The 22,185-nt window shown below is 65.4% G+C and carries 17 protein-coding genes; 7 read left to right on the top strand and 10 right to left on the bottom strand.

Features of this window, described 5'->3' with window-relative positions:
- Nucleotides 1–88 precede the first annotated feature (88 nt).
- A complete protein-coding gene (locus VF673_RS03930; protein WP_440290975.1) occupies nucleotides 89–1,219 on the top strand; it encodes an aminotransferase class V-fold PLP-dependent enzyme in 1,131 nt (376 codons plus the stop codon).
- A 24-nt stretch (nucleotides 1,220–1,243) separates the two neighbouring features.
- Here the strand turns inward: VF673_RS03930 and VF673_RS03925 are convergent, their stop codons facing one another.
- Both VF673_RS03925 and VF673_RS03920 read right to left on the bottom strand, forming a co-directional pair.
- A complete protein-coding gene (locus VF673_RS03925) occupies nucleotides 1,244–1,963 on the bottom strand; it encodes a VC0807 family protein (protein ID WP_440290974.1) in 720 nt (239 codons plus the stop codon).
- Between the two features lie 176 nt (nucleotides 1,964–2,139).
- Complete coding sequence (locus VF673_RS03920; RefSeq protein ID WP_440290973.1) at nucleotides 2,140–4,500, bottom strand: tetratricopeptide repeat protein; 2,361 nt, start codon at nucleotides 4,498–4,500, stop codon at nucleotides 2,140–2,142.
- 268 nt (nucleotides 4,501–4,768) lie between these two features.
- Here VF673_RS03920 and VF673_RS03915 point away from each other — a divergent pair, with 268 nt between their 5' ends.
- Entirely contained in the window at nucleotides 4,769–6,181 is a 1,413-nt protein-coding gene (locus tag VF673_RS03915; RefSeq protein WP_440290972.1) for an alginate export family protein, read from the top strand.
- 61 nt (nucleotides 6,182–6,242) lie between these two features.
- Nucleotides 6,243–7,913 carry an arylsulfatase gene (locus VF673_RS03910; RefSeq protein ID WP_440290971.1) on the top strand — a complete coding sequence of 557 codons (1,671 nt, stop codon included), beginning with the start codon at nucleotides 6,243–6,245 and terminating at the stop codon, nucleotides 7,911–7,913.
- Between the two features lie 452 nt (nucleotides 7,914–8,365).
- Here the strand turns inward: VF673_RS03910 and VF673_RS03905 are convergent, their stop codons facing one another.
- Nucleotides 8,366–9,346, bottom strand: coding sequence for a helix-turn-helix transcriptional regulator (locus VF673_RS03905; RefSeq protein ID WP_440290970.1), 981 nt, complete (start codon nucleotides 9,344–9,346; stop codon nucleotides 8,366–8,368).
- Nucleotides 9,347–9,473: 127 nt separating this feature from the next.
- The gene (locus VF673_RS03900; RefSeq protein WP_440290969.1) at nucleotides 9,474–11,168 is read right to left on the bottom strand and encodes a long-chain-fatty-acid--CoA ligase; all 1,695 of its coding nucleotides are present in this window, start codon (nucleotides 11,166–11,168) and stop codon (nucleotides 9,474–9,476) included.
- A gap of 248 nt (nucleotides 11,169–11,416) precedes the next feature.
- On the opposite strand from VF673_RS03900, the gene VF673_RS03895 reads away from it, so the two are divergent.
- The gene (locus VF673_RS03895; RefSeq protein WP_440290968.1) at nucleotides 11,417–11,905 is read left to right on the top strand and encodes a DUF3015 domain-containing protein; all 489 of its coding nucleotides are present in this window, start codon (nucleotides 11,417–11,419) and stop codon (nucleotides 11,903–11,905) included.
- A gap of 81 nt (nucleotides 11,906–11,986) precedes the next feature.
- Nucleotides 11,987–13,843 carry an Lnb N-terminal periplasmic domain-containing protein gene (locus VF673_RS03890; protein WP_440290967.1) on the top strand — a complete coding sequence of 619 codons (1,857 nt, stop codon included), beginning with the start codon at nucleotides 11,987–11,989 and terminating at the stop codon, nucleotides 13,841–13,843.
- Between the two features lie 148 nt (nucleotides 13,844–13,991).
- Here the strand turns inward: VF673_RS03890 and VF673_RS03885 are convergent, their stop codons facing one another.
- The 3 genes from VF673_RS03885 to VF673_RS03875 all read right to left on the bottom strand — a co-directional run bounded on the left by VF673_RS03885 (nucleotide 13,992) and on the right by VF673_RS03875 (nucleotide 16,998).
- Nucleotides 13,992–15,083, bottom strand: a complete 1,092-nt coding sequence (locus VF673_RS03885) for a 3-deoxy-7-phosphoheptulonate synthase (RefSeq protein WP_440290966.1) — start codon at nucleotides 15,081–15,083, stop codon at nucleotides 13,992–13,994.
- A gap of 484 nt (nucleotides 15,084–15,567) precedes the next feature.
- Nucleotides 15,568–16,488 carry an SPFH domain-containing protein gene (locus tag VF673_RS03880; RefSeq protein WP_440290965.1) on the bottom strand — a complete coding sequence of 307 codons (921 nt, stop codon included), beginning with the start codon at nucleotides 16,486–16,488 and terminating at the stop codon, nucleotides 15,568–15,570.
- A gap of 33 nt (nucleotides 16,489–16,521) precedes the next feature.
- Complete coding sequence (locus VF673_RS03875; protein WP_273123547.1) at nucleotides 16,522–16,998, bottom strand: NfeD family protein; 477 nt, start codon at nucleotides 16,996–16,998, stop codon at nucleotides 16,522–16,524.
- Between the two features lie 328 nt (nucleotides 16,999–17,326).
- On the opposite strand from VF673_RS03875, the gene VF673_RS03870 reads away from it, so the two are divergent.
- Entirely contained in the window at nucleotides 17,327–18,256 is a 930-nt protein-coding gene (locus VF673_RS03870; RefSeq protein WP_440291141.1) for a lipase family alpha/beta hydrolase, read from the top strand.
- Nucleotides 18,257–18,310: 54 nt separating this feature from the next.
- Nucleotides 18,311–19,294, top strand: a complete 984-nt coding sequence (locus VF673_RS03865; RefSeq protein WP_440290964.1) for a lipase secretion chaperone — start codon at nucleotides 18,311–18,313, stop codon at nucleotides 19,292–19,294.
- Nucleotides 19,295–19,297: 3 nt separating this feature from the next.
- Here the strand turns inward: VF673_RS03865 and VF673_RS03860 are convergent, their stop codons facing one another.
- The 3 genes from VF673_RS03860 to VF673_RS03850 are packed head-to-tail and all read right to left on the bottom strand — an operon-like array spanning nucleotide 19,298 to nucleotide 22,145.
- Nucleotides 19,298–19,642 carry a YdbL family protein gene (locus VF673_RS03860; protein WP_440290963.1) on the bottom strand — a complete coding sequence of 115 codons (345 nt, stop codon included), beginning with the start codon at nucleotides 19,640–19,642 and terminating at the stop codon, nucleotides 19,298–19,300.
- Nucleotides 19,643–19,652: 10 nt separating this feature from the next.
- Nucleotides 19,653–19,838, bottom strand: coding sequence for a YnbE family lipoprotein (locus VF673_RS03855; protein WP_090538889.1), 186 nt, complete (start codon nucleotides 19,836–19,838; stop codon nucleotides 19,653–19,655).
- Between the two features lie 12 nt (nucleotides 19,839–19,850).
- Nucleotides 19,851–22,145 carry an intermembrane phospholipid transport protein YdbH family protein gene (locus tag VF673_RS03850; protein ID WP_440290962.1) on the bottom strand — a complete coding sequence of 765 codons (2,295 nt, stop codon included), beginning with the start codon at nucleotides 22,143–22,145 and terminating at the stop codon, nucleotides 19,851–19,853.
- Nucleotides 22,146–22,185: the final 40 nt, after the last annotated feature.

Genomic DNA, 22,185 nt, shown 5'->3' with positions numbered 1-22,185 from the left:
AGCTACTTGCTTTCCCGGGGCGTTGGGGTAGGGTTCCATAAGATCGCCGGCTCGCCCGGCGATGCCCTTTTCTGCCGAGGAGTTGCCCGTGTCCCGCCTGGTTCCCAGTATCGATCCCGAAGGTCTGTATGAATACTCGGTGGTGTTCACCGACCGCTCGCTGAATCACATGTCCGTCGAGTTCCAGCAGGTCATGCGCGACCTCTCCGCCACCCTGCGCCAGGTTTATGGCGCCGATGGCGTGGCACTGGTGCCGGGCGGTGGGACCTACGGCATGGAGGCGGTAGCCCGCCAGTTCGCCCGGGGCCAACGCTGCATGGTGCTGCGCAACGGATGGTTCAGCTATCGCTGGTCGCAGATCTTCGAGATGGCAGAGCTGCCGAGCGAGGAGCTGGTGCTCAAGGCCCGTCCGACCGGCCCCGGCGCCCAGGCACCCTACACCCCCGCGCCCATCGAGGAGGTGGTCGCCAGCATACGCACGCAGAAGCCGGCCGTGGTCTTCGCTCCCCATGTGGAAACCGCCTCCGGCATCCTGCTGCCCGACGATTACCTGCGCGCGGTGGCCGATGCCGTGCACGGGGTGGGCGGCCTCTTTGTTCTCGACTGTGTCGCCTCCGGCGCGCTCTGGGTGGACATGCAGGCCTGCGGCGTGGATGTGCTCATCAGCGCGCCGCAGAAGGGCTGGAGCGCCTCACCCGGGTGCGCCCTGGTGATGTTCAGCACTCTGGCTCTGGAGCGCATCGAACATACCAGCAGCAACAGCTTCGCCTGCGACCTCAGGAAGTGGCTGCAGATCATGCGCGCCTACGAAGACGGCGGCCACGCCTACCATGCCACCCTGCCCACCGACTCGCTCAAGCGCTTCCGCGACACCATGCGGGAAACCGCGGATTACGGCTTCGAACGCCTGCGCCAGCAGCAGCTGGCACTGGGTCAGGCGGTGCGCAACCTGCTGCAGGAGCGTGGCTTCGCCAGCGTGGCGGCGCCCGGCTTCCAGGCCCCCGGCGTGGTCGTCAGCTATACCGCCGATGATGGCATCCACAGCGGCCGCGCCTTCGCCGCGCAGGGGCTGCAGACCGCCAGCGGCGTGCCGCTGATGTGCGACGAGCCGGATGGTTTCAAGACCTTCAGGATCGGCCTGTTCGGCCTGGACAAGCTGATGGACGTGGAGGGCGCAGTACAGCGGCTGCGTGACGCACTGCAGACACTGCCCGCCTGAACCGCTGCCCGGCCGGGCAGCACCTCAGTCCTGTTTCGGCGGCTGGGCGACTATCTCTTCCATCTTCAGCCCGGTCAGACCATGGATGGTCCGCCACAGATAGAAGAGTATGCCCATCATCATGATCATCGAGGGGATGGCGATCATCGGGTAGCTGACCAGGGTCATGCGCCCGAGCTCCGCATTGAAGGCCTCGGTACCGGCGGGACTGACCACTATCCACTTGGCGATGATGTAGTTCATGAAGGAAGAAAAGAAGAAGGTGCCGGCCAGGAAATAGGTGGCCCTGAGCAGCCGCTGTTCGAACACCTCGCTGACACCCCGCTCCTTCAGCCGCTCATCGATGCGCTTCACGTTAAGCACCTTCTCGTTGTACAGCAACGTGCGGATCAGCGGGAAGCGCGTGCGGGTGGAAAACAGCACCCCCAGCCCTATCACCCCCGGCACCGCTGCCTCCTTGACCGCCAGCCACTGCGGGTCCAGCTGCAGCAGGCCGATGCCGCCGGTGAGGAAGACGCTGACCACGCCCAGCACTGCGATGAAGTTGTACTTGCGGTAGCGGATCAGCTCGAACAGCCCCCAGCCCAGCGGGAAGGCCAGTGCCATGATCAGCGCCTGATGCGGCCCCAGGTGGGCCTCGCCGCTGAACTTCATCAGGATGACCGAGGGGATCACGATACTGACCAGCAGGTCGACGAAGGGGCGGGGCTTGTGCTGCGGAGTCTGGGACAGAGCGTCGTTCATGGTGTTCGGATGATCTCCTGGACTGGTGTCTGCAGTAGCGAATCTGATCAGGTCGCACAGTATGGGTGAAAGTCATTTCCGGAGCCAGATGCCCGCGGACGCTGAAGCGGCAAAATCACCGCGCCAGGGCAAGCGACCGACAGGCGGGTCGGTGCATCGCCTGCGGCCCTTGCTGATCAGCGGACCGCCTGACCGAGTTGTTCATGCAACTGCCGCGCTTCCCGGTCAACGGGATCCCGGCGCAGCAGCGCATCGACAAACTCCGTGGCCAGCTCGAGCTGGCCGTGACGGATGGCGAAGCTGGCGCCGGCCCACAGCAGATCCCGATCCTGGGGGTGCAGGTCCATGCCGCTGCGCAGTGTCTCCAGGGCCTGCTGCGGTGCGCTCGGCTCCAGCGCCACGGCCAGTACATAGCCGGTGCGGGGGTTCTCCGGTTGCAACTCCCAGGCTCGACGCAGGTGCTCCAGTGCAGCGTCGCGCTGCTGCTGCCTGATCAGCGACAGGCCCAGCGCGTGATGCAGCATGCCGTCGCCGGGCATCAGCTCCAGCGCATCACGCAGCAACCGTTCGGCGGCCTTCTCTCGTCCCTGCAGGCGGTACAGATCGGCCAGATTGAGATAGTTGCCGGAGGCCCGAGGTTCCGCACGGATGGCCCTGTCCCAGGCCTGTTCGGCTTCCCCGACCCGCCCCTGGCGCAGCCGCAGCAGCCCCAGCTGACCCAGATGACTGGCACGGTCGGCATGCAGCGCCAGCTCCGCTTCGTATTCCTCCAGCGCGCGCTGAAAGGCCGGCTGCTGCTCGGCCGGCAGGGTGACATCCGCCAGCTGACTGGCCGCCATGCTGCGGATGCTGCGCAGGGGGTCCTCCAGCAGGGGGGCCAGGAAACGGGCACGCAGCTCAGGTGCCGCGTCCTCGAAGGCACGCAGGCTGCCCAGACGCACCAGCGGATCCTTGTCAGCCAATCCCTGCCCCAGTGCGCGCAACTGGTCCGGCCCGAACGCCGGGTTCAGTCGCTGTGCCGCGCTGCCACGCACGATGGCCGCCAGCTCAGGTTGCGCCAGCAGCTTGACCAGATCCTGCTGCGCCGCCGGCTGGCCCTGATCCGCTGCGGCGATGACACTCGCGTGGGAGGGCTGGCGCCAGCGGCCCTGGGGAAACCAGTCCGCGACCTGCTGCGCCGCCCAGTCGGCACTCCGGTCGCTGTGACAGCTGCTGCAGGCATCGGGTATGCCCAGCGCCTGCCCCAGATCGGGACGGGGAATGCTGATGCCGTGGTCCCGCCGGGGGTCGATCACCATGTAGGTGCGCTCCGGCATGTGGCAGTTGACGCACTGGGCGCCGCTGGAGCCTGCCGGATGCTGATGGTGTTCCGGGCGATCGAAGTTGCTGGGCAGATGGCAGCTGCCACACAGGGCGTTACCCTTGGCCCGCAGGGCCTGACTGTGCGGTTCATGGCAGTCGCTGCAGGTGACCCCCGCCGCATGCATGCGGCTCTGGGCGAAGTTGCCGGTGATGAAGACCTCCTCGCGCTGCTGACCATCGGCGAAGTACAGCGGGTCGCTGAGCAGCTCGGGCCGGTAGAAGTCCAGCAGCGGCAGCCCGGCGTGATAGCCCTCGGCAACGGCGCTGCGCAGGGAATGGCACTGGGCACAGACCTGCTGTTCCCGGTCACTGAGCAGCGGCTCGCTGCGCCGGGCAGTGACCCGCTCCAGCTCGTGCAGCCAGTGCATGCCGCGGCGCTCATCGAGCAACACCGTCAGGCCCCTGTCTGCCAGACCGTGCTCACCCTCGGCCCAGGCCAGATGCTGGCTGCCGGGGCCATGGCAGGCCTCGCAGCCGACGCCCAGCTCCGACCAGGCCGGGGAGAAGCTGCCCTTGTCTGCGTCAAAACCCTTGCGGTAGTCGGTCACATGGCAGTCGGCGCACATGAAGTTCCAGTTCTGCGCCGCGCCCGTCCAGTGCAGGGGGTCGCCATGGCCGATCTCGTCATCCGGGTACAGATGGAACCAGCGCTGGCCACCCTGCTCCGCCGGGCGGGTATCCCAGACGATCGACAGCGCCTGAAGCCGGCCCTGGCCCAGATCCACCAGGTACTGCTGCATGGGATCCAGCCCGAAGGTGTAGAGCACCTCGAATTCCTCGAGTTCGCCGTCCGGGCCATCGGTGGTGACGAAATAGCGCTCGCCGCGCCGGGTAAAGAGGGTGGTCACGCCAGCGTAGTCGAAGCGGGCGTCCTCGAAGTCGCCGAGCACGGTATCCGGGCCGGCATGGGCCATGGCGTGATGGTGCTGGGACTGGCGCCAGGCGCTGTGCTGCTCGCTGTGGCAGCCGGCACAACTGTCACTGCCGACAAACCCGGCGGTCACCGGCGGTGCCGGTCGTGCCGGCGTCGATATCTGGGGGGTGGGCGCAGGAGCCGCCGGCGGCCCCGGGGGCTGTTGGCTGATCAGCAGGCCGACCACCGCAGCCAGCAGCAACACGACGGCAAGCGCAAACCAGCGCCAGCGTCTGCGGGGGGCATTTCCGGGTACCGCCATGTTCAGATCCAGTTATTGTCGGGGTAGGGACGCAGCGCCAGGCTACAAGGTTATCGGCGACTTTAAGGCCCGATCCCGGCAGAAGCAACGCTGCGCTGCTCGGGAAATATTCCCGACCCTACCGCATTTCGTCGGCTGACACCGCGGTTTCGACCCCGGGCGCAGAAAAATCTGCGCTGTCACACAAGCCCCTGCGCTATACCGATACCGGTCGCTGCATTGGTCTGCGGATACTGGCCTGCCAATAACAACAACCTCGGTTTGTCCCATGCGCACACTGATCACAGCCCTGACACTGCCCGCCCTGCTGATCACCTCTGCTATCAGCCCGGCCAGTCACGCCCATACTCCGTCCGCCAACCCGATGGAGCACAGCAGACCCTTCCCGGCCGGCCCCTCGCGGCAACTGGAGGATTACCGCTTCCTCGACGACCCGGCCCGGCGTACCGATCCGCTCGACGAGCTGCGTTACCACCGCCTTGGCGACAGCGCCTGGCTACAGCTGGGGGGCGAACTGCGTTACGCCTTTACCCATGCGGACAACGTCACCTTCGACCTCAGCGGCCAGGGCGACGACGATTACATCCAGCAGCGTGCCCAGGCCCATGCCAGCCTGCATCTGTGGGACAACCGGGTGCGCACCTTCGTCCAGCTGCAGAACACCCGCAGCTGGAATCAGCAGTTTCCCGCGCCCCGTGACGGCAGCCGCAACGATGTGGCCCAGGCCTTCATCGATACCCGCTTCGACCTCGGCCCGCTGCAGGCAACCACCCGTATCGGTCGCCAGGAGATCCAGTACGGCCAGGGCGCGCTGCTCAATATCGGCGAGCAGCCGAACATCCGTCAGGCCTTCGACGGCGCGATACTGCGCCTGACCACGCCCGGCAAGCACCAGGTGGACCTGCTGGCCCTGCGACCGATCCTCTACGACAGAGACAACTTCGATGACAGCAGCGACAACAACACCCGCCTGCTCGGCCTCTATGCCAGCCTGAATCTCGCCCCGCAGCGCGGCGTGGATCTCTATGCCTTCGCCCGGGACATGGACGAGCGCAACTTCCAGGGCTTCGTCGGCCGGGAGGAGCGTTACACCCTCGGCACCCGCCTGTTCGGCCGCCAGCAGCAGCTGGACTGGAACTGGGACCTGATGCTGCAGGGCGGCGAACATGCCGGTCGGGATATCCGCGCCTGGGCTATCCGCAGCGACAGCGGCTATACCTTTGATAACCGTCTGCGCCCGCGGCTCGGCCTGCATCTGGATGTGGCCAGCGGCGGCGATCCGCTGTCCGCCTCGCAGAGCCGCACCTTCGATGCCCTCTACCCGCGCAACGGCACCTATGGGGAGGCCAACCTGACCACCATGTCGAACCTGATCCTGGCCGGCCCCTCATTCAACTTCAAGCCGGCGCGCACCATCGAGGTGTACTCCTCGATCCTGCAGACCTGGCGGCATGCCACCGATGATTACGTCTATCTCCCCGGCGTGCGTCCGCTGGCCGGCACCCTGAACAATTCGGCGCGGGAAATCGGCACCACCTACCAGTTCACCGGTCGCTGGCAGCCGACCGCCAACTTCAACATCGACCTGCATGCCATGCACCTGGCAGCAGGACGGGCGATCACCCGCGCCGGCGGGCATGACAACAACACCCTGGTAGTGCGCACCGCGATGCGCTTCTGAACAACAACAGCCACCGGCGGCCATGTACCGCCGATCTGATACAGCAACTGAGGAAACAACCATGAACATCAGACGACTCAGCTGGGCCCTGTGCCTCTCTGCCCTGGTCGGCACCGCCGTCCAGGCCGAGGACAAACAGCCCAACTTCCTGATCATCCTGGCCGACGACCTGGGCTACAGCGACATCACCAGCTTCGGCGGTGAGATCAACACCCCGAACATCGACAGCCTGGCCAGCGAGGGCGTGCGGCTGACCAACTTCCACGCGGCACCGACCTGCTCGCCGACCCGCTCCATGCTGATGTCCGGTACCGACAGCCACATGGCCGGTCTGGGCAACATGGGTGAGCTGATCCAGCCCTTCCAGCGCAACCAGCCGGGCTACGAAGGCTACCTCAACGAGCGCGTGGCCTCCCTGGCCGAGGTCCTGCGTGACGGTGGCTACAACACCTATACCGTGGGCAAGTGGCATCTGGGCCGCACCGAGGAAACCAGCCCCGCCGCCCGTGGCTTCGACCGCTCCTACATCCTGGTTCAGGGCGGCGCCAGCCACTTCGACGACCAGTTCGCCATCATCGGCAACGATCCCAAGGCGATCTACCGCGAGAACGGCAAGCAGGTCAGCGCACCCGAGGGCTTCTTCTCCAGCCAGTTCTACACCGACACCATGCTCGAGTACATCGAACAGGGCCGCAGCAACGGCAAGCCCTTCTTCGCCCTGCTGTCCTACACCGCTCCCCACTGGCCGCTGCATGTGCCGGACGAGTGGCTGGACAAGTACGAAGGCCGCTACGCCGCCGGCTACGAGGCCATCCGCCAGGAGCGTCTGGCGCGCATGAAGGAAATGGGCCTGCTGCCGGCCAATGTCGAGGCCAACGTACCGATGGACGGCGCCCTGCCCAGCTGGGATCAGCTGACCGACGAACAGAAGCGTCGTGAAGCACGCAGCATGGAGCTCTACGCTTCCATGGTCGATAACATGGACCACCATATCGGTCGGGTCATCGACTACCTGAAGAAGACCGGCGAATACGACAACACCTTCATCCTGTTCTTCTCCGACAACGGCGCCGACGGCAACAACCCCGAGGACCTGCCCGGCAACGATGTGTGGATGAAGGAAAACTTCGACAACAGCCTGGAGAACATGGGCCGCCGCGGCTCCTACATCGCCTACGGTCCCCAGTGGGCCCAGGTCAGCACCGCACCCTTCCCCTTCTTCAAGGGCCTGACCAGCCAGGGTGGTATCCAGGTACCGGCGATCATCCGCGCTCCGCAGGTCAGCCAGCCCGGCACCATCACCCATGAAGTGGCCCACGTCATGGACGTGATGCCGACCTTCCTCGAACTGGCCGGCATCGAGCAGCCCTCCGGCACATTCAACGGCCGGGAAGTGGCTGCCATCGAAGGTATCTCGATGCGCCCGATCCTCGAGGGCAAGGCCATGCCCGAGCGCGCCATCGGCTGGGAACTGTTCGGCCGCAAGGCACTGCGCAAGGGTGATTGGAAGATCGCCAACATGAACCCGCCCTACGGCACCGCCCAGTGGCAGCTGTACAACCTGGCCGAGGATCCGACCGAGAGCCGCGACCTGGCTGCCAGGCATCCGGAGAAGCTGGCCGAGCTGCTCAAGGACTGGGAAGCCTACGTGGCACGCAACAACGTGCTGATGGGCGAGTTCGATCTGCGCTACGGCTTCGACACCTGCCTGTACGACCGCTGCTTCAAGTAAGACATCCAGCGCGCGGTGACCAGAAAGGGCTGTCCGGGTCACCGGCCAGCCCTTTTCTTTTGCGCGTTTATTGCAAAGCGCCGCTGGTGTGTCAGTTATGTTGAGAGACTGGGGAGGGCTTGCTGGGGTGCAGGGCCGTGCCGACACGCCGTGAATACTTCCATGTAGGCTCGCGGTTTTCATCCCTGAAAACCGACGGTCGGCACAACCCTGCACCCCAGACCGCCTGGAAACTTCTGAGCCGCTGATGGTTTTTTCTTACAGCAACTCAGAAGTTTCCGCCGTTGCGTTGAGACGCCCCTGACACGACCGTTTGATGTCAGGGATGACATCAACGAGCCCCCATGGATGGGTTCACGGCGTGTCGTGGCAGGGGCGTATCGACGCAGAGGCCGGCACTGAACCGCCAAAAAACGAGGTTTTTCCGTATTACCAACACGGTCAGGACGGTATCACCAGCGTGCCAGCGTTTCCGAGGGCAGTTCGCCGAAGGCCTGCTTATAGGCGGTGGTGAAATGACTGGGCTGGGCAAAGCCCAGGCGGTGCGCCAGATCCACCAGCTGCAGGTCACCCGGGCGGGCGCGGCGCAGACAGTCGCGTGCCAGCTCCAGACGGCACTGCTGCAGATAGCGCAGCAGACTGGTCTGCAGATTGTCGCGGAAGGCCTGCTCCAGACTGCGGCGACTCACGCCGCTGGCCTGCACCAGCTCCTCCATCGACCAGGGCTGTTCCAGATGCTCGTGGATGTATTCCAGTGCCCGCTTCAGGGCGCGGGGCAGCAGACGACGCTCGTTCAGCCGATGATGCACCGGCAGCAGCTGCAGGAGGTTCTCGCAGAACAGCGACTGCAACTGCTGCTGCGCCACCGGCAGGCCGAACAGACCACCGCCCTGGCGAAATTCCGCATCGGTCAGACGCAGCAGGTTGTCCATGCTCACCAGCGCCGGATGCTCCTGCTCGATGCGCAGCACCCGCTCCGGCAGGGTCGGCATGCTCATGTCATAGGCGGACTCGACGTGATTACGCAGCAACTGGTCTTCCAGCGAGGCAACGATGGCCTTGGTGCCGGGCGCCCAGACGATATCGATCTCATGGCCGGGGGTGAACAGGACCATCTCACCGGCCTTGACCTGCTGCCCGCTGTGCAGATCGCGGATGCCGCCGGCCAGCGGCAGTATGCCGTGCCAGGAACTCAGCGGTGTCGAGCTGACGGCCACCGCCTCCTCGCCCCAGTAGGCGCCGAACAGCTTGATGTTCGGCAGGTGGCGCAGGGTGAAGCGGATATCCGCATGGGCGCCACGGCGCTGCGGACGCACGGTACGTGACTCCGACAGGTTGCCGTTGAGCGTGGCCGCCGCTTCCTCGAAGCATCGGGAAATGAGCAGGGGGCCGGGCGCAAAGGGTATGTGTTGTACCGACTGCTGGGCGAGCATGGGTGATTCCTGACTCTGTAGCTGCCTGTCGCCCGGACCGGGAGGGCGATCAGTTGCGACATTATACCGCAGCTGATCGCATTCACCGATACGCCGGATCAGCGGTCAGTCCGCCCCACCCCAACGCTCAGCTGGCCTTGGCGCGGGCCCGCTCTTCCTCCACCAGATCCTTCTTCGACAGCTTGCCCACCGGCGTGCGTGGCAGGGCATCGCGCAGCTCCATGGCCGACAGGCGCTCATGCTTGCCCAGACGCCCTTCGAGGAAACGCTGCAGCTCCTCGAAGCTCAGCCGGGGCGCACCGCTGCGCAGCTTGATGAAGGCCTTGGGCGACTGGCCGCGCCAGGGATCATCCACCCCGATGACCGCCACCTCCTCCACCGAGGGGTGCTCGTAGATGGCTTCCTCGATGACCCGCGGATACACGTTGTAGCCACTGCACAGGATCATGTCCTTGGTGCGGTCGACGATATAGACCCAGCCCTTCTCGTCCATGTAGCCGACGTCACCGGTGCGCAGGAAACCGTCCTCGGTCATGGCCTCGGCGGTGGCATCCGGCCGTTTCCAGTAGCCGGGAGTGACGTTGGGGCCGGCGATGCAGACCTCGCCGCACTCGCCCGGCGGCAGGCTGCCGGGGGAGCCGTCCAGCGGCGCGATGCGGATGATCGCGCCGGGGATCGGCAGGCCGCAGGAGCCGGGGCGCGGTTCGCCATCGCGCGGGGTGAAGGTGCCCGCTGTGGTGGTCTCGGTCATGCCCCAGCCCTCGCGCAGTGCGCAACCGGCCATCTGTGAGTAGCGCTGCTGCACTTCCAGCGGCAGGGGCGCGCCGCCCGAGTTGCACAGTTTCAGCGAGGTCAGGTCCAGCTGCTCGGTGAGCGGATGCGCCGCCAGCCCGATGAACATGGTCGGCACCCCGGGGAAGGTGGTGATGCGGTTGTCATGGATCTCGCGCAGCACGCTTTCCGCATCGAAACGCGGATGCAGGTAAACCTCGGACCCCATGCGTACGCCGAAGATCATGTTCACCATCAGCGCGTAGATATGGAAAGGTGGCAGCACGGCCAGAACCCGCTCGCGCCCCGGCTCCAGTGCATCACGCAGAATGGCTTCCAGCTGCGAGCAGGAGGCGGTGATGTTGGCGTGGGTCAGCATGGCGCCCTTGGGCACCCCGGTGGTACCGCCGGTGTACTGCAGCACCGCCAGGCTGGACGCCGGATCCCCCTGGGGATGCGCCCGGTAGTCGCCGTCATTGTCCAGCAGGCTGGCAAAGGACAGGGTCTGCGCATCCATGGCCACCGGCACCGACGGGCCGAGCTGACCGGCCGCCGCCGCGCTGACCGGGCCGCAGAACTCGGTAAGCTGACCGACCACCAGATGCCGCAGGCGGCTGCTCCCCAGCATGCCGGCCATGCGCGGATACAGCGACTCCAGATCCAGCGTCAGCATGATGTCGGTTTCGCTGTCCTCGATCTTGTGCGCCAGGGTGCGCTCGGCGTCCAGCGGGGAATAGTTGACCACGGTGCCACCGGCGCGCAGCACGCCGAAAAAGCCGATGAAGTAGTGCGGGGAATTGGGCAGGAACAGACCCACATGCACCCCCGGCCCGACGCCCAGTCGCTGCAGGCCGGCAGCGGCCCGGCTGACCAGTCGGTCCAGCTCGCGGTAGCTGATCTTGTGGCCCAGAAAATCGATCGCGGGGTTGTCGGCGAAGCGCTGGGCGCTCTGGTCCAGCAGTTCGTTCACCGGCCCCGTGGCCAGTTCGGTATCCCAGCGCAGGCTCTCGGGGTAGGAGTCCAGCCAGGGTAGATGAGCAGTCTCGGCCATACCACGCCTCCAGGTGATTCATTGTTGTTATTGATAGCCTGACCCTAACTCTCCCAGCGCGATCAGCAAAGCGCAATCCAGTAGCCGTATGCGCCGTCATAGACAAATCGCAGGGTGGCACTACGTGATCCATTTCACAGAAGCCGGGGTGCTGCCGACCGCCCTGTCACATACGACGGCAATCAAATTGCAATAAGCGAAGCGCGTTGCTAGATTCTGGACTTCTTCCCTACAGATGGATAACTGTCATGAAACGCCTTCTCATTGGATCTCTGCTGGCTGCCGCTTCCCTCAACGCCTTCGCTACCGCCCCGGGCGGCCCGGGTTGCGGCTGGGGTAACATGCTGTTCGAAGGTCAGAGCGGCCTGCCCTCGCACCTGGTGGCTTCCATCACCAACGGTACCTCCGGTAACGCCACCTTCGGCATGACCTCCGGCACCAACGGCTGTGACACCAGCGGCAAGCTGGCCTACCACGGCAAGTCCATGCTGGTACTGAGCAGCATCATGAACGAGCTGTCCGAGGACATGGCCCGCGGTGAGGGTGAAGCACTGACCACCTACGCCGTCGTCATGGGTGTAGCCGCCGAGGATCGCGCTCGCTTTGCCGCCGTGACCAGCGAGCACTTCAACGAGATCTTCAGCTCCGCCGACGTCACCGCCGAGCAGGTTTACACTGCCACCCTGGCCGTGATGGAGCGTGACGAGGTTCTGGCCAAGTACGCCGACCAGGCCTGATCGGCCCGCCTGCGCCCTGCCTGCAGTACGGGCAGGGCCGTCCGGGGCCATGATGCCCCCTCCTGTTTTTCAGCGGTGCGCATGTTCAGAGCCCTGTTTTCCCTGTTGCTGGCCTTTGGCAGTCTCATCGCACAGGCCAATCCCCATCCCGACCCGGCCACTTTGCGGTCCCTTGCCGAACACCCCTACTGGATTGCCCTGGGGCACTATGAAAAGCCCCTGATCGGCGGCTGGCGCAGCTATGTGGATGACCCCGACTTCTTCCTTTCTGACCAGGGCGAACATTCTCCACTGGCGGAGCTCGAGGCCACGCTGGAGGCGCTTCATGCCGACCCTGGCCTGGCTGACCAGCATGCCCAGTGCCGTTACCCATCGCGCACCCGCTGGCTGCGCGAACAACTGGCACTGACCGAGCTGCCCGCGGTGACCTGCGCCGAGTATGCGGCCTGGTATGCCGATATCGACCCGCACAGTACCGTGCTGGTGTTTCCCGACGCCTATCTGAACAGCCCCTCCTCCATGTTCGGGCATACCCTGCTGCGTATCGACTCGCCCGACATGCAGGACAACGGCACCGCCCTGCTGAGCTATGCGCTGAATTTCGGCGCCATGGTCGAGCAGATGGACAACAGCATGCTGTACGCCTGGAAGGGACTGGCCGGCGGTTATCCCGGCCAGTTCTCGCTGCTGCCGTACCGGGACAAGATCAGCGAATACAGCAGCCTGGAGAACCGCGACCTCTGGGAATACCGGCTCGATCTCACCCCGGAGGAGACCGGCCGCCTGGTCGAGCATGTCTGGGAACTGCGGCAGATCCGCTTCGACTATTTCTTCTTCGACGAGAACTGCTCCTACCGGCTGCTGGAGCTGCTGGAAATCGCCCGGCCGGGGCTGCGGCTGATCGATCAGTTCCCGCTCACTGCCATTCCCGCCGACACGGTACGCGCAGTGAAGGACGCCGGCATGATCAGCAGCGTGAACTACCGTCCCTCCCGGGAAAAGGAACTGCTGGCCCGGGCCCAGCCGCTGTCATCCCGCGAGCTGGTACTGGCCCGGGAGCTGGCGGCGGATACCGCGCTGCTGGAGGACCCGGCCTTTCAGCAACTGCCCGCCGAGCGGCAGGCGCTGATTCAGGAAACCAGCTATCGGCTGCTGCGCTATCAGGCGGTCAACCGCGAGCGCGATTCGGATAACGCGGCGCGCAGCTACCAGCTGCTGCAGGCGATCAACCGCAACCCGCCGCCGCGACTGGAGATCCCCACCCCACCGCTGCCCGAGGACGGTCACGAGTCACGCACCTGGCAACTGGCACTGGGCAGCCTGGATGGCCGGGACTTTGCCGAGTACGGCCTGCGCATGGCCTACCATGATCTCAACGACAATCTGGATGGCTTCCCGCTAGGGGCCCAGATCGAGCTGGGCAAACTGCGGGTTCGCCAGTACGAGGGCAACCACTGGCAACTGCAGGAGCTCGGGCTGATCAGCATCCGCTCCCTGACCCCGCGCCACGCCCTGCTCAAGCCCTGGTCATGGCAGGTGGAAACCGGGCTCGAGCGGGTAGCCGGCAAGGACGGCAGACAGCGCCTGGTGGGCCATCTTAATGGTGGCGGAGGCTTCAGCTGGAGGCTGAACGACGAGCTGCTCGCCTACAGTCTGGCTACCCTGCGGGTCGAGCATCATCAGGATTTTGCTGCTGCCCTGAGCCCGGCCGCCGGTTTTGACGCGGGGCTCTTGTGGCGCAATGGCGCTGGCAACCTGCTGCTGGAGGCCAGCGCCGACTACTTTCACAACGGCGAGATCCGCCGCCATATCGGCCTGACCCAGCAGCTGGAGCTGGACCGCAATCTGGGCCTGCGCCTGAGCGCCCGGCGCCAGTTCAGCCAGCTGGATACGCCGCGCAACGAGGTGATGCTGCAGCTGCGCTGGTATCACTACTGAGGGAGCCTGCCGGCTGGCAGGCTCTGGCCTGGGGGCTGGTATTTTTTCCCCGCCAAGGCACTCGCACAGTGAATGTGCTCCATGGCTCGGTTTTGTAGGAGCGCCGCCCCCGGCGCGAAGGACTCGAGCCGGAGCACGGCGCCCCAGCTCAGCCCCGCAACCGCTGCGCTGCCTCCAGCAACAGCTGCTCGGTCCCGGCCCAGCCCAGGCAACCATCGGTAATGGACACCCCATACCGCAGTTCGCCGGACAACGGCTGATTGCCGTCGAACAGGTGACTCTCGAGCATCACCGCCCGCAGGCGGTCATTTCCCGCCAGACGCTGGTCGATCACCTCATGCAGCACCGCGGGCTGACGCAGGGGATCCTTGCCGCTGTTGGCGTGGCTGCAGTCGACCATGATGGCCGCATCCACCCCGGCCTGATCCAGCGCTGACCGCGCGGCGGCCACGCTGGCGGCGTCGAAGTTCGGCCCCTGGTTGCCGCCACGCAGCACCAGGTGGGTGTCCGGGTTGCCCCGGGTCTCGACCAGCGCCGGGCGGCCCAGCTCGTCCAGGCCGAAATGCTGGTGGGCGGCGGCCGCCGAGCGCATGGCATCGATGGCGATGCCCATGCTGCCGTCGGTGCCGTTCTTGAACCCCACCGCCATGCCCAGGCCGCTGACCAGCTCCCGGTGGATCTGCGATTCGCTGGTGCGGGCACCTATGGCGGCCCAGCCCAGCAGGTCGTCCACATAACCGGCCACCAGCGGTTGCAGCAGTTCGCTGGCCAGCGGCAGGCCGAACTCGATCATCTGCAGCATCAGCCGGCGCGACAGTTCCAGCCCCCGGGCCATGTCGCCACTGCCATCCAGCTGCGGGTCATAGACCACCCCCTTCCAGCCGACCGTGGTGCGCGGCTTCTCGATGTAGGCTCGCATCACCAGCAGCATCTGGTCTGCCACCTCGGGGGCCAGATCCGCCAGGCGGCGGGCATAGTCCAGGGCCGCGTCGGCATCATGGATGGAACAGGGGCCCACCACCACCAGCAGGCGGGGGTCATCGCCATGCAGTATGTCGCGAACGGCCTGGCGCTGGGCGGACACCTGTTGTGCCAACAGGTCACTCAGGGGCAGGCGCTGGCGAAGTACAGCCGGGGTTGGCAGCGGGCGCGTGTGACGAACGTTGTCCTGAACAGGACTGGAGGCCTGGGCCATATTGGACACCAGGGAGAGCGGCAGGGCGGATACGGAAGAATTCATCATGTTTCCTCAGCCACGCGGTTCATTCCGCGTGGCGTTCTATCGTGTCAGTCGTTGCAATGTTCGTGGGTTCTGGGCGCGACCACTAAATCGCCAGCTGCAGTAACGGTAACCCTGGTAGTCATTGCGCATGTCTCTTTCCTCTCGACTCATTGGCTCTGGGCCTGAAAAACAAAACCCCCGATCGGGTGGCCGACCGGGGGTTTCTTGATTCTTGCGGTGGGCGGCCGGTGCTGAGTGGGCCGCCTGACGGGATCAGGCCAGCCCTTGGCTAAACCAATACCCGTAAAAATAAGCGGAAACACCAGCTTCCGGCATGCACGCAGACGCGGCCACGGTGCAAACCGGGCTGAGCTGATGTGACATGGATGTCGGGTGAGTCATGGTGTTCTCCGTTGATCTGGCATTTACCTTACTGCTTTCCCCGGTTCCGATCAACCTGTTGCTGCAGACTGCCAGCAACAGGTTACCGGGCGATGACAGCTCAGCTCTTCGCCGTCTCCAGGGTCTTGGTAATGGCCGCGACCGCGGCCCCGACATTGCTCAGCTCCGCCGGCAGTATCATGGTGTTGTTGGTCTTGGCCAGCTTGCCGAACTCGGTCACGTACTGCTCGGCTACCCGCAGGGCCACGGCATCCTTGCCGCCGGCGGTGTTGATCGCCTCGGCCACCATGCGCAGACCATCGGCCGTGGCCTTGGCCACCAGCTCGATCTGCCGCGCCTTGCCTTCAGCCTCGTTGATCTGCCGTTCCTTGTCGGCGATCGACAGGTTGATGGTCTCCTGCTTGATACCTTCGGAGACGTTGATCTTGGCCTCCCGCTCCCCTTCGGACTGGGCGACCACGGCGCGGCGCTCCCGCTCGGCGCGCATTTGCTTCTCCAGGGCGTCGAGGATGGTCGCCGGCAGTTCGATATCGGCGATCTCGTAGCGCATGACCTTGACACCCCAGGGCCGGGCCGCCTCGTCCAGTGCATCGACCACATGGTTGTTGATCGCCTCGCGCTCCTCGAAGGTCTTGTCCAGATCGATCTTGCCGATCACCGAACGCAGGGTAGTCTGCGCCAGCTGGGTGGCGGCATAGCGGTAGTCGGCAATGCCGTAGCTGGCGGCCTTGGGATCCACCACCTGCAGGTAGATCACGCCGTTGACCACCACCTGGATGTTGTCCTTGGTGACACAGGCCTGGCGGTCCACGTCGATGGCCTCTTCCTTCATGGTGTGGCGATAGGCAATGCGGTCGACGAAGGGAATCAGCAGGTGAAAGCCCGCCTCCAGTGTCTTGACGTACTTGCCCAGCCGCTCGACCACGTAGGCCGAGCGCTGCGGCACAATCTGTGCGGTCTTGGCGATGGTGATGATGATCAGCACCAGGAACGCCAGGGCGATGATGGTTGCGGTTTCCATGTTTGCTCCCCTTAAAGTCGAATCGGATTGTTGTTATTGCGCCCGGCTGCTGCCCGGCCGGCTGCTGACCCTGAGCACAATCCCGCTGAAGCCGGTCACCCAGGCGGTATCGCCGGCACGCAGCGGCTCGCTGGCCTCGGCATCCCACTTGGCCCCGTTGAGCAGGACATCGCCGACGCCGTCAACAAAATCGGTCAGTACGGTGACGCGCTGATCCAGCAGCCCGGCGCTGTCCAGATCCTGTTGCGCCTGCCCGCCGACCATCCCCTTGAGCCAGCGCGTGCAATGCCGGCGCAGGCCAAACAGAGCTACCAGGCTGATCAGGGCAAACCACAGCAGCTGTACCGGCAGGCTCTCGATCACCCCGGCCAGGGTCAGCAATCCCACCGCGAGGGCGCCGATGCCGAAGAACACCGCGACCACCCCGGGTACGAAGAACTCGGAAATCAGCAATGCCAGGCCGAGCAGCAACCAGAAAGCGTAACCACTCAGAAAACTTCCAACCAACATAGGTAACCCCTCTCTGCATGCCGCCTGATCCTGCCTGCAGACTACCAGATAGCTGGGCCGAAAGCGGCACGACTGGCTCCATTTGTGAAGGCAGGCGCATTTGCTCGCCCACCGCCGGAGAGGGTCTGGGAGCCGTTCGTCGGATTGATTGCATGAATGGCCGCGGGCCAGAGCGGACGCCCCATCAGTCGGCTCCCGGCCCCGGGGTCCCGCTCGCCGCGATGCCGACCGCTGTAGTAAGCTGCACAGGGCTCTGTTTGCGGTCGGAGCGATAACAACGACAAGAAACCGAAGGTAGATCCGAATGAAGAAATCGCACCTCACGCTGATGACAGCCGGACTGCTGCTGGCCGCGGGATTGTCCGCACAGGCTCAGGCTTCCTGGTTCAGCAGCTCCTCCAACTACACCCAGACACGCTACCCCATAGTCCTGAGCCACGGCATGCTCGGCTGGGACAGCATGCTGGGCATCGACTATTGGTACGGCATTCCCCAGGCCCTGCGCAAGGACGGCGCCACCGTCTACGTCACCCAGGTCAGTCAGCTGGATACCTCCCAGGCCAGGGGCGAGCAGTTGCTGGAGCAGGTGGAGGAGATTGTGGCGATCTCCGGCAAGGGCAAGGTCAATCTGTTCGGTCACAGCCACGGCGGGCCGACCATACGTTATGTGGCGGCGGTGCGTCCGGATCTGGTCGCCTCGGTTACCAGCATAGGGGCACCGCACAAGGGCTCGGCCCTGGCCGACTTCCTGCGCAGGATCCCCGAGGGCTCGACCGGTGAGAAGGTCCTGTCCGAGCTGGTGAACGCCGTGGGCCGCATGATCAACTTCCTCTCGCGCAGCCCGATCAGCAGCCCGATGAATTCCCTGGGCTCCCTGGAGTCGCTGAATTCCGAGGGCGCGGCCCGGTTCAACGCCCTGTATCCCCAGGGTCTGCCCACCACCGCCTGTGGCGAGGGGGCCTATCAGGTCAATGGCGTGCGCTACTACTCCTGGAGCGGCACCAGTCCTTCAACCAACCTGCTGGATCCATCGGACCTGATGATGGCAGTGGCCTCAAAGACCTTTCCCAAGGGCGAGGCCAATGACGGCATGGTCGGCCGCTGCAGCTCGCGCCTGGGCATGGTGATCCGCGACAACTACCGGATGAACCACCTGGATGAGGTCAACCAGTTCTTCGGTCTGACCAGCATTCTGGAAACCGATCCGGTGACCGTCTACCGGCAGCAGGCCAACCGTCTGAAGAATGCCGGTCTGTGATGTGCGGGCGGGCCCGGCACCGGGTCCGCCGCTCGTTATCCAGGGAGGATCCCCATGAAACTCATCATCTATCTCCCGCTGCTGACCAGCGCGCTGCTGCTGGGCTGGTATCTGTCTTCCGGCAATGAGGCGCCCACTCCTGCCCCGGCGCCTGCCGTGACAGCACAGGACAGCAGGATCAGCGCACCGCCGTCGCTGCCGCCGCCGAGCGCTCCTGCCCGGCTGACGCCGGCTGCGCAGGAGCCGACCAGTCTGCGCGGCACTGAGGTAGACGGCGAGCTGCTGGTGGATGCCCGTGGCAACCTGGTGCTGACCAGCCAGGTGCGCCATCTGTTCGATTATTTCCTCAGCCTGATCGGTGAGGAATCCAGCCAGCAGGCCCGGCAGCGCATCCGCGATCATCTCACCGCCCAGCTCGACGAGCCCGCCCGCAGCCAGGCGCTGGAACTGCTGGAAACCTATCTGGACTATCAGTACCAACTGGTGGATCTGGAAGCGCGTTTCCCCGTCGCAGAGCGTCTGGAGGACCTGCTGGCCCGCGAGCAGGCAGTACAGCAGCTGCGTGCCCGCCTGTTCAGCCGCGAGGCCCACGAGGCGTTCTTTGCCGGCGAGGAGATCTACAACAATTTCACCCTTGAGCGCCTGACGATCCAGCAGGACCCGTCCCTGAGCGACAGGGAAAAGGGGCTGGCCATAGAGGCCCTGCGCGAAAATCTGCCCGAGGAGATGCAGCAGCTGCTGGTGCCGCAGATCCACAACGACCTGCGCGAGCAGACCCTGGCCCTGCGCGCCGCCGGGGCCGACGAAGGCCGGATACGGCAGTTGCGCATGGGGATGCTGGGCCCGGAGGCGACCGAGCGGCTGGAGGAGCTGGATCGCAGCCGCGCCGAGTGGCGTGAGCGGGTCGAGGCCTTCCAGCAGGAGCGCGAACGCATTCTGAGTCAGCCGGGGCTGGCCGAGAGTGACCGCCGGGCGGCGGTGAACGCCCTGCTGGAGGAGCAGTTCACCGCCAACGAACGGCTGCGGTTGATCAACTGAGGATCACTTCTTCATCCACACGCCGTTGAGCATGATGTACTGGCCCGAGGTCGTCTTCTCCAGCGCCTTCTTGCCGGCCATGGACTCCACATCCCGCAGCTGGATGTTGTTCTCCCGGGCCAGGCGCTGGTACTCCTGGCGCCGGGCCTCGTTGATCTGCCGGGCAATCTCCTGTGCATTGCCACCCGGGCTGACCACACCCAGATAGCCATCAGGCTGCTCCCCCAACAGCCCTGCCGCCTTGGCCGCCGGCAAAGCTGACATGGCCTCGTTCAGGTTCATTGCCAGCACCGGAGCGCTCAGCAGCAGGGCCAGCAGCAGACCGAATATTCGAACGGGTGTACGCATGATATCTCTCCTAGAACAGTCCACTGGATTCGCTGAACAGCGAGTCCAGCTCCTTGTCGACCTTGATGTAGATCTCGTGCTGAATCTTCACATTCAGGTTGATGTTGATGGGGTCGCTGGGGGCGGCCAGCTGCACTGTCGGCGTGCAGGCGCTGATCACCGCCACGGCCACCGCTATGATTGTCAGACGCCACATGGTCTTCTCCTGTCATGGACTGCGCTGCAGATACCGCTGCTCGATCCGTTTCCTGATGATCTCGTTCACTTGCCCGCTCAGCTGCAAACTGGTCAGCAGCGCGGGAATATCCTCTTCCAGCTGTATGTTCAGATTGACCTGGCGGCCCTGCTGGAATGTCGGGTTGCTGCCCTCCAGACGCAGCCCGAGCAGGAGCTTGCCCTGCTCATCATAGGACACATCGCTGGCCAGCACCCGGTAGCGGAAGTCGTCCAGCGCTGCGGCCAGCTGTTCCAGCCCGGGGTTGCCGGCCGCCATGTCGCTCAGCTGGGCGGCACGGTAGCGCAGCACGCCACCCGGTTCCCGGGCCTGCAGACGCCCGCCGTCGACCAGCAGTTTGCCATCCACCAGGCTGACCGGGAAGCGCCCGTCCAGTGTGCCGCGACCGCTCAGGCCTTCGGCGGGATAGACCTCGAACAGCCGCGCCAGTTCGACGCCCTCCACCAGGGCTACCAGACTCTGGCGTGACTGGCTCAGGTCCACCCGCGCCGGCTCCAGTCGGACCTGCCCCTCCAGCACGCCGATACTGGCCGCCTCCAGCTGCAGCAACCCCTTGTCCAGATGCGCCAGCTCGGCCGTGTAACTGCCGCGCAGACGCAGGGGGCCCAGGGGCAGACCGGGATCCACCGTCTCCAGCACCAGGCCTTCGGTAGCCAGCTGCAGGCGGTCATTGCGCAGACCCAGCTCCAGGGGGACCGACAGCCCGGAGAAACTGGCGCGATCATAGATACCCTGGCCTCCGCTCAGCTGCAGTCGACCGCTCAGCTGGTCCAGACCATCCCTGCCACGGGCCTGCAGCTGCCCGCTGAGCCGGCCGCTGGAAAAGCTCAGCAGTTCCGGCCAATCGGCAAAGGTCGCCGCCAGCGGGTTGGCCGCCCGCAGGAACATCTCACCCAGGGTCAGCTGCAGACGCCAGTCGGCCTGCGCGGGCCAGTCCAGGCTCAGATCCGCGCTCAGGCCGCCCTGACCGGCAAGCCGCCCGCTCAACCCCAGTACACCGGAAGAGTGCTGCAGCTCGCCATTCAGCGTCCAGCCCTGGGGAGTCAGCGCCGGATGCTGCAACTGCTGCATGCCCAGCTGCAGCGCACTGTGCAGTACGAGCTGGTCGGGGTGTTCCAGCGGCACGGCCAGACGGGCTCCACCCATCCGGGCGTCGAGGCCGGTCACCGCGAGTTCCGCGGCCGCCAGCGTCACTTTGCTGGCAGCCAGGCTGGCCTGTTCACCGAGGGTCAGGGTCAGCTGCCCTTCGGCAAAGCGCCCCTGCAGCGGCCAGTCCAGCGCCAGACCGCGGACTTCGAGGTCTGGCAGCCGCAGGCGGTCAGCGGCCAGCTGCAGCAGCGCCCCATCCAGTTCCGCCTCCCAGCCGGCGGCGGCGCGGGCCAACAGCAGACGCCCCTCCAGACCGCCTTCGATGCCCCCCTCAAGCCGCGCCCGGACCGCCAGCTCAAGGCGCTGCTGCCAGTCGGCAATACTGCCGGGATCAGGGGTGATTTCCAGTGACAGGACCCGGGGACGCCAGTCCTCGGGCACGGCCGTCAGGTCATCGGAGAAGGGCTGCTCCAGGCGCCATTGGGCCTGCCCCTCGTTCAGTATCCATAGCGCTCCCCGGTTCTCCAGGTCCAGCGTCATCGCCCCGCTGAGCAGCCCGATGCCGGGCAGAGGCAGGGGTTCGGGCACCTTCAGCTCAGCCCGGGTCAGATAGCTGTCCTGCTGTTGCTGCAACTGCATCCGGCCCTGCAGCCACTGCTCCTGCTGGAGCAGGTCCAGGCGGACATCCAGCGCCAGCGGCTGTGGCTGGCTGCGCAGCTGAAGACTGCCCTGCAGATCGCAGAAGGCCTCATCACAGGGCAGCTGCACCAGCAGCCGATCTACCTGCAACTCCCCTGGCAGCCAGCCCAGGGGCGCGGCCAGGTCCTCCAGCGCCGGCAGGCTCCAGGCCTCATCCGGCGCGCTGGCCGGCAGCTGCGCGGCGGGCTGCCACACCAGCTGTACCAGCTCTGCCCGTACCTGCTGCAGACGCGGGCGGCCGTCCCATATCGGTCGCAGCACCAGCCCCTCGACCCGAAAGCCGAGCCGGCCCTGCTCACCGGCGTGCACGCCGCTGAGTCCGCCAATCTGCAGGCTGCCCTCGGCCCAGCGCCAGTGTTCCCAGTCCAGCTGCTGCACGCCGGCGCCATGCAGGCTGCGCTGCAACCACTGCCCGGCCAGCAGCGTCAGCAACAGCAATATCAGCACCGCCAGCGTGATCAGGCCCGCCACTCTGCGCATCGGCCAAGGTCCCCCTGCAGACAAGCATCCGGCATCAAGG

Origin of the sequence: Halopseudomonas sp. Lyrl_26, from assembly GCF_051948695.1 — a bacterium.
In the GTDB taxonomy this organism is placed as follows: Bacteria; Pseudomonadota; Gammaproteobacteria; order Pseudomonadales; family Pseudomonadaceae; genus Halopseudomonas; species Halopseudomonas formosensis.
Note: the sequence above shows the minus strand (reverse complement) of the source record. Positions and strands in the feature narration are given on the sequence as shown.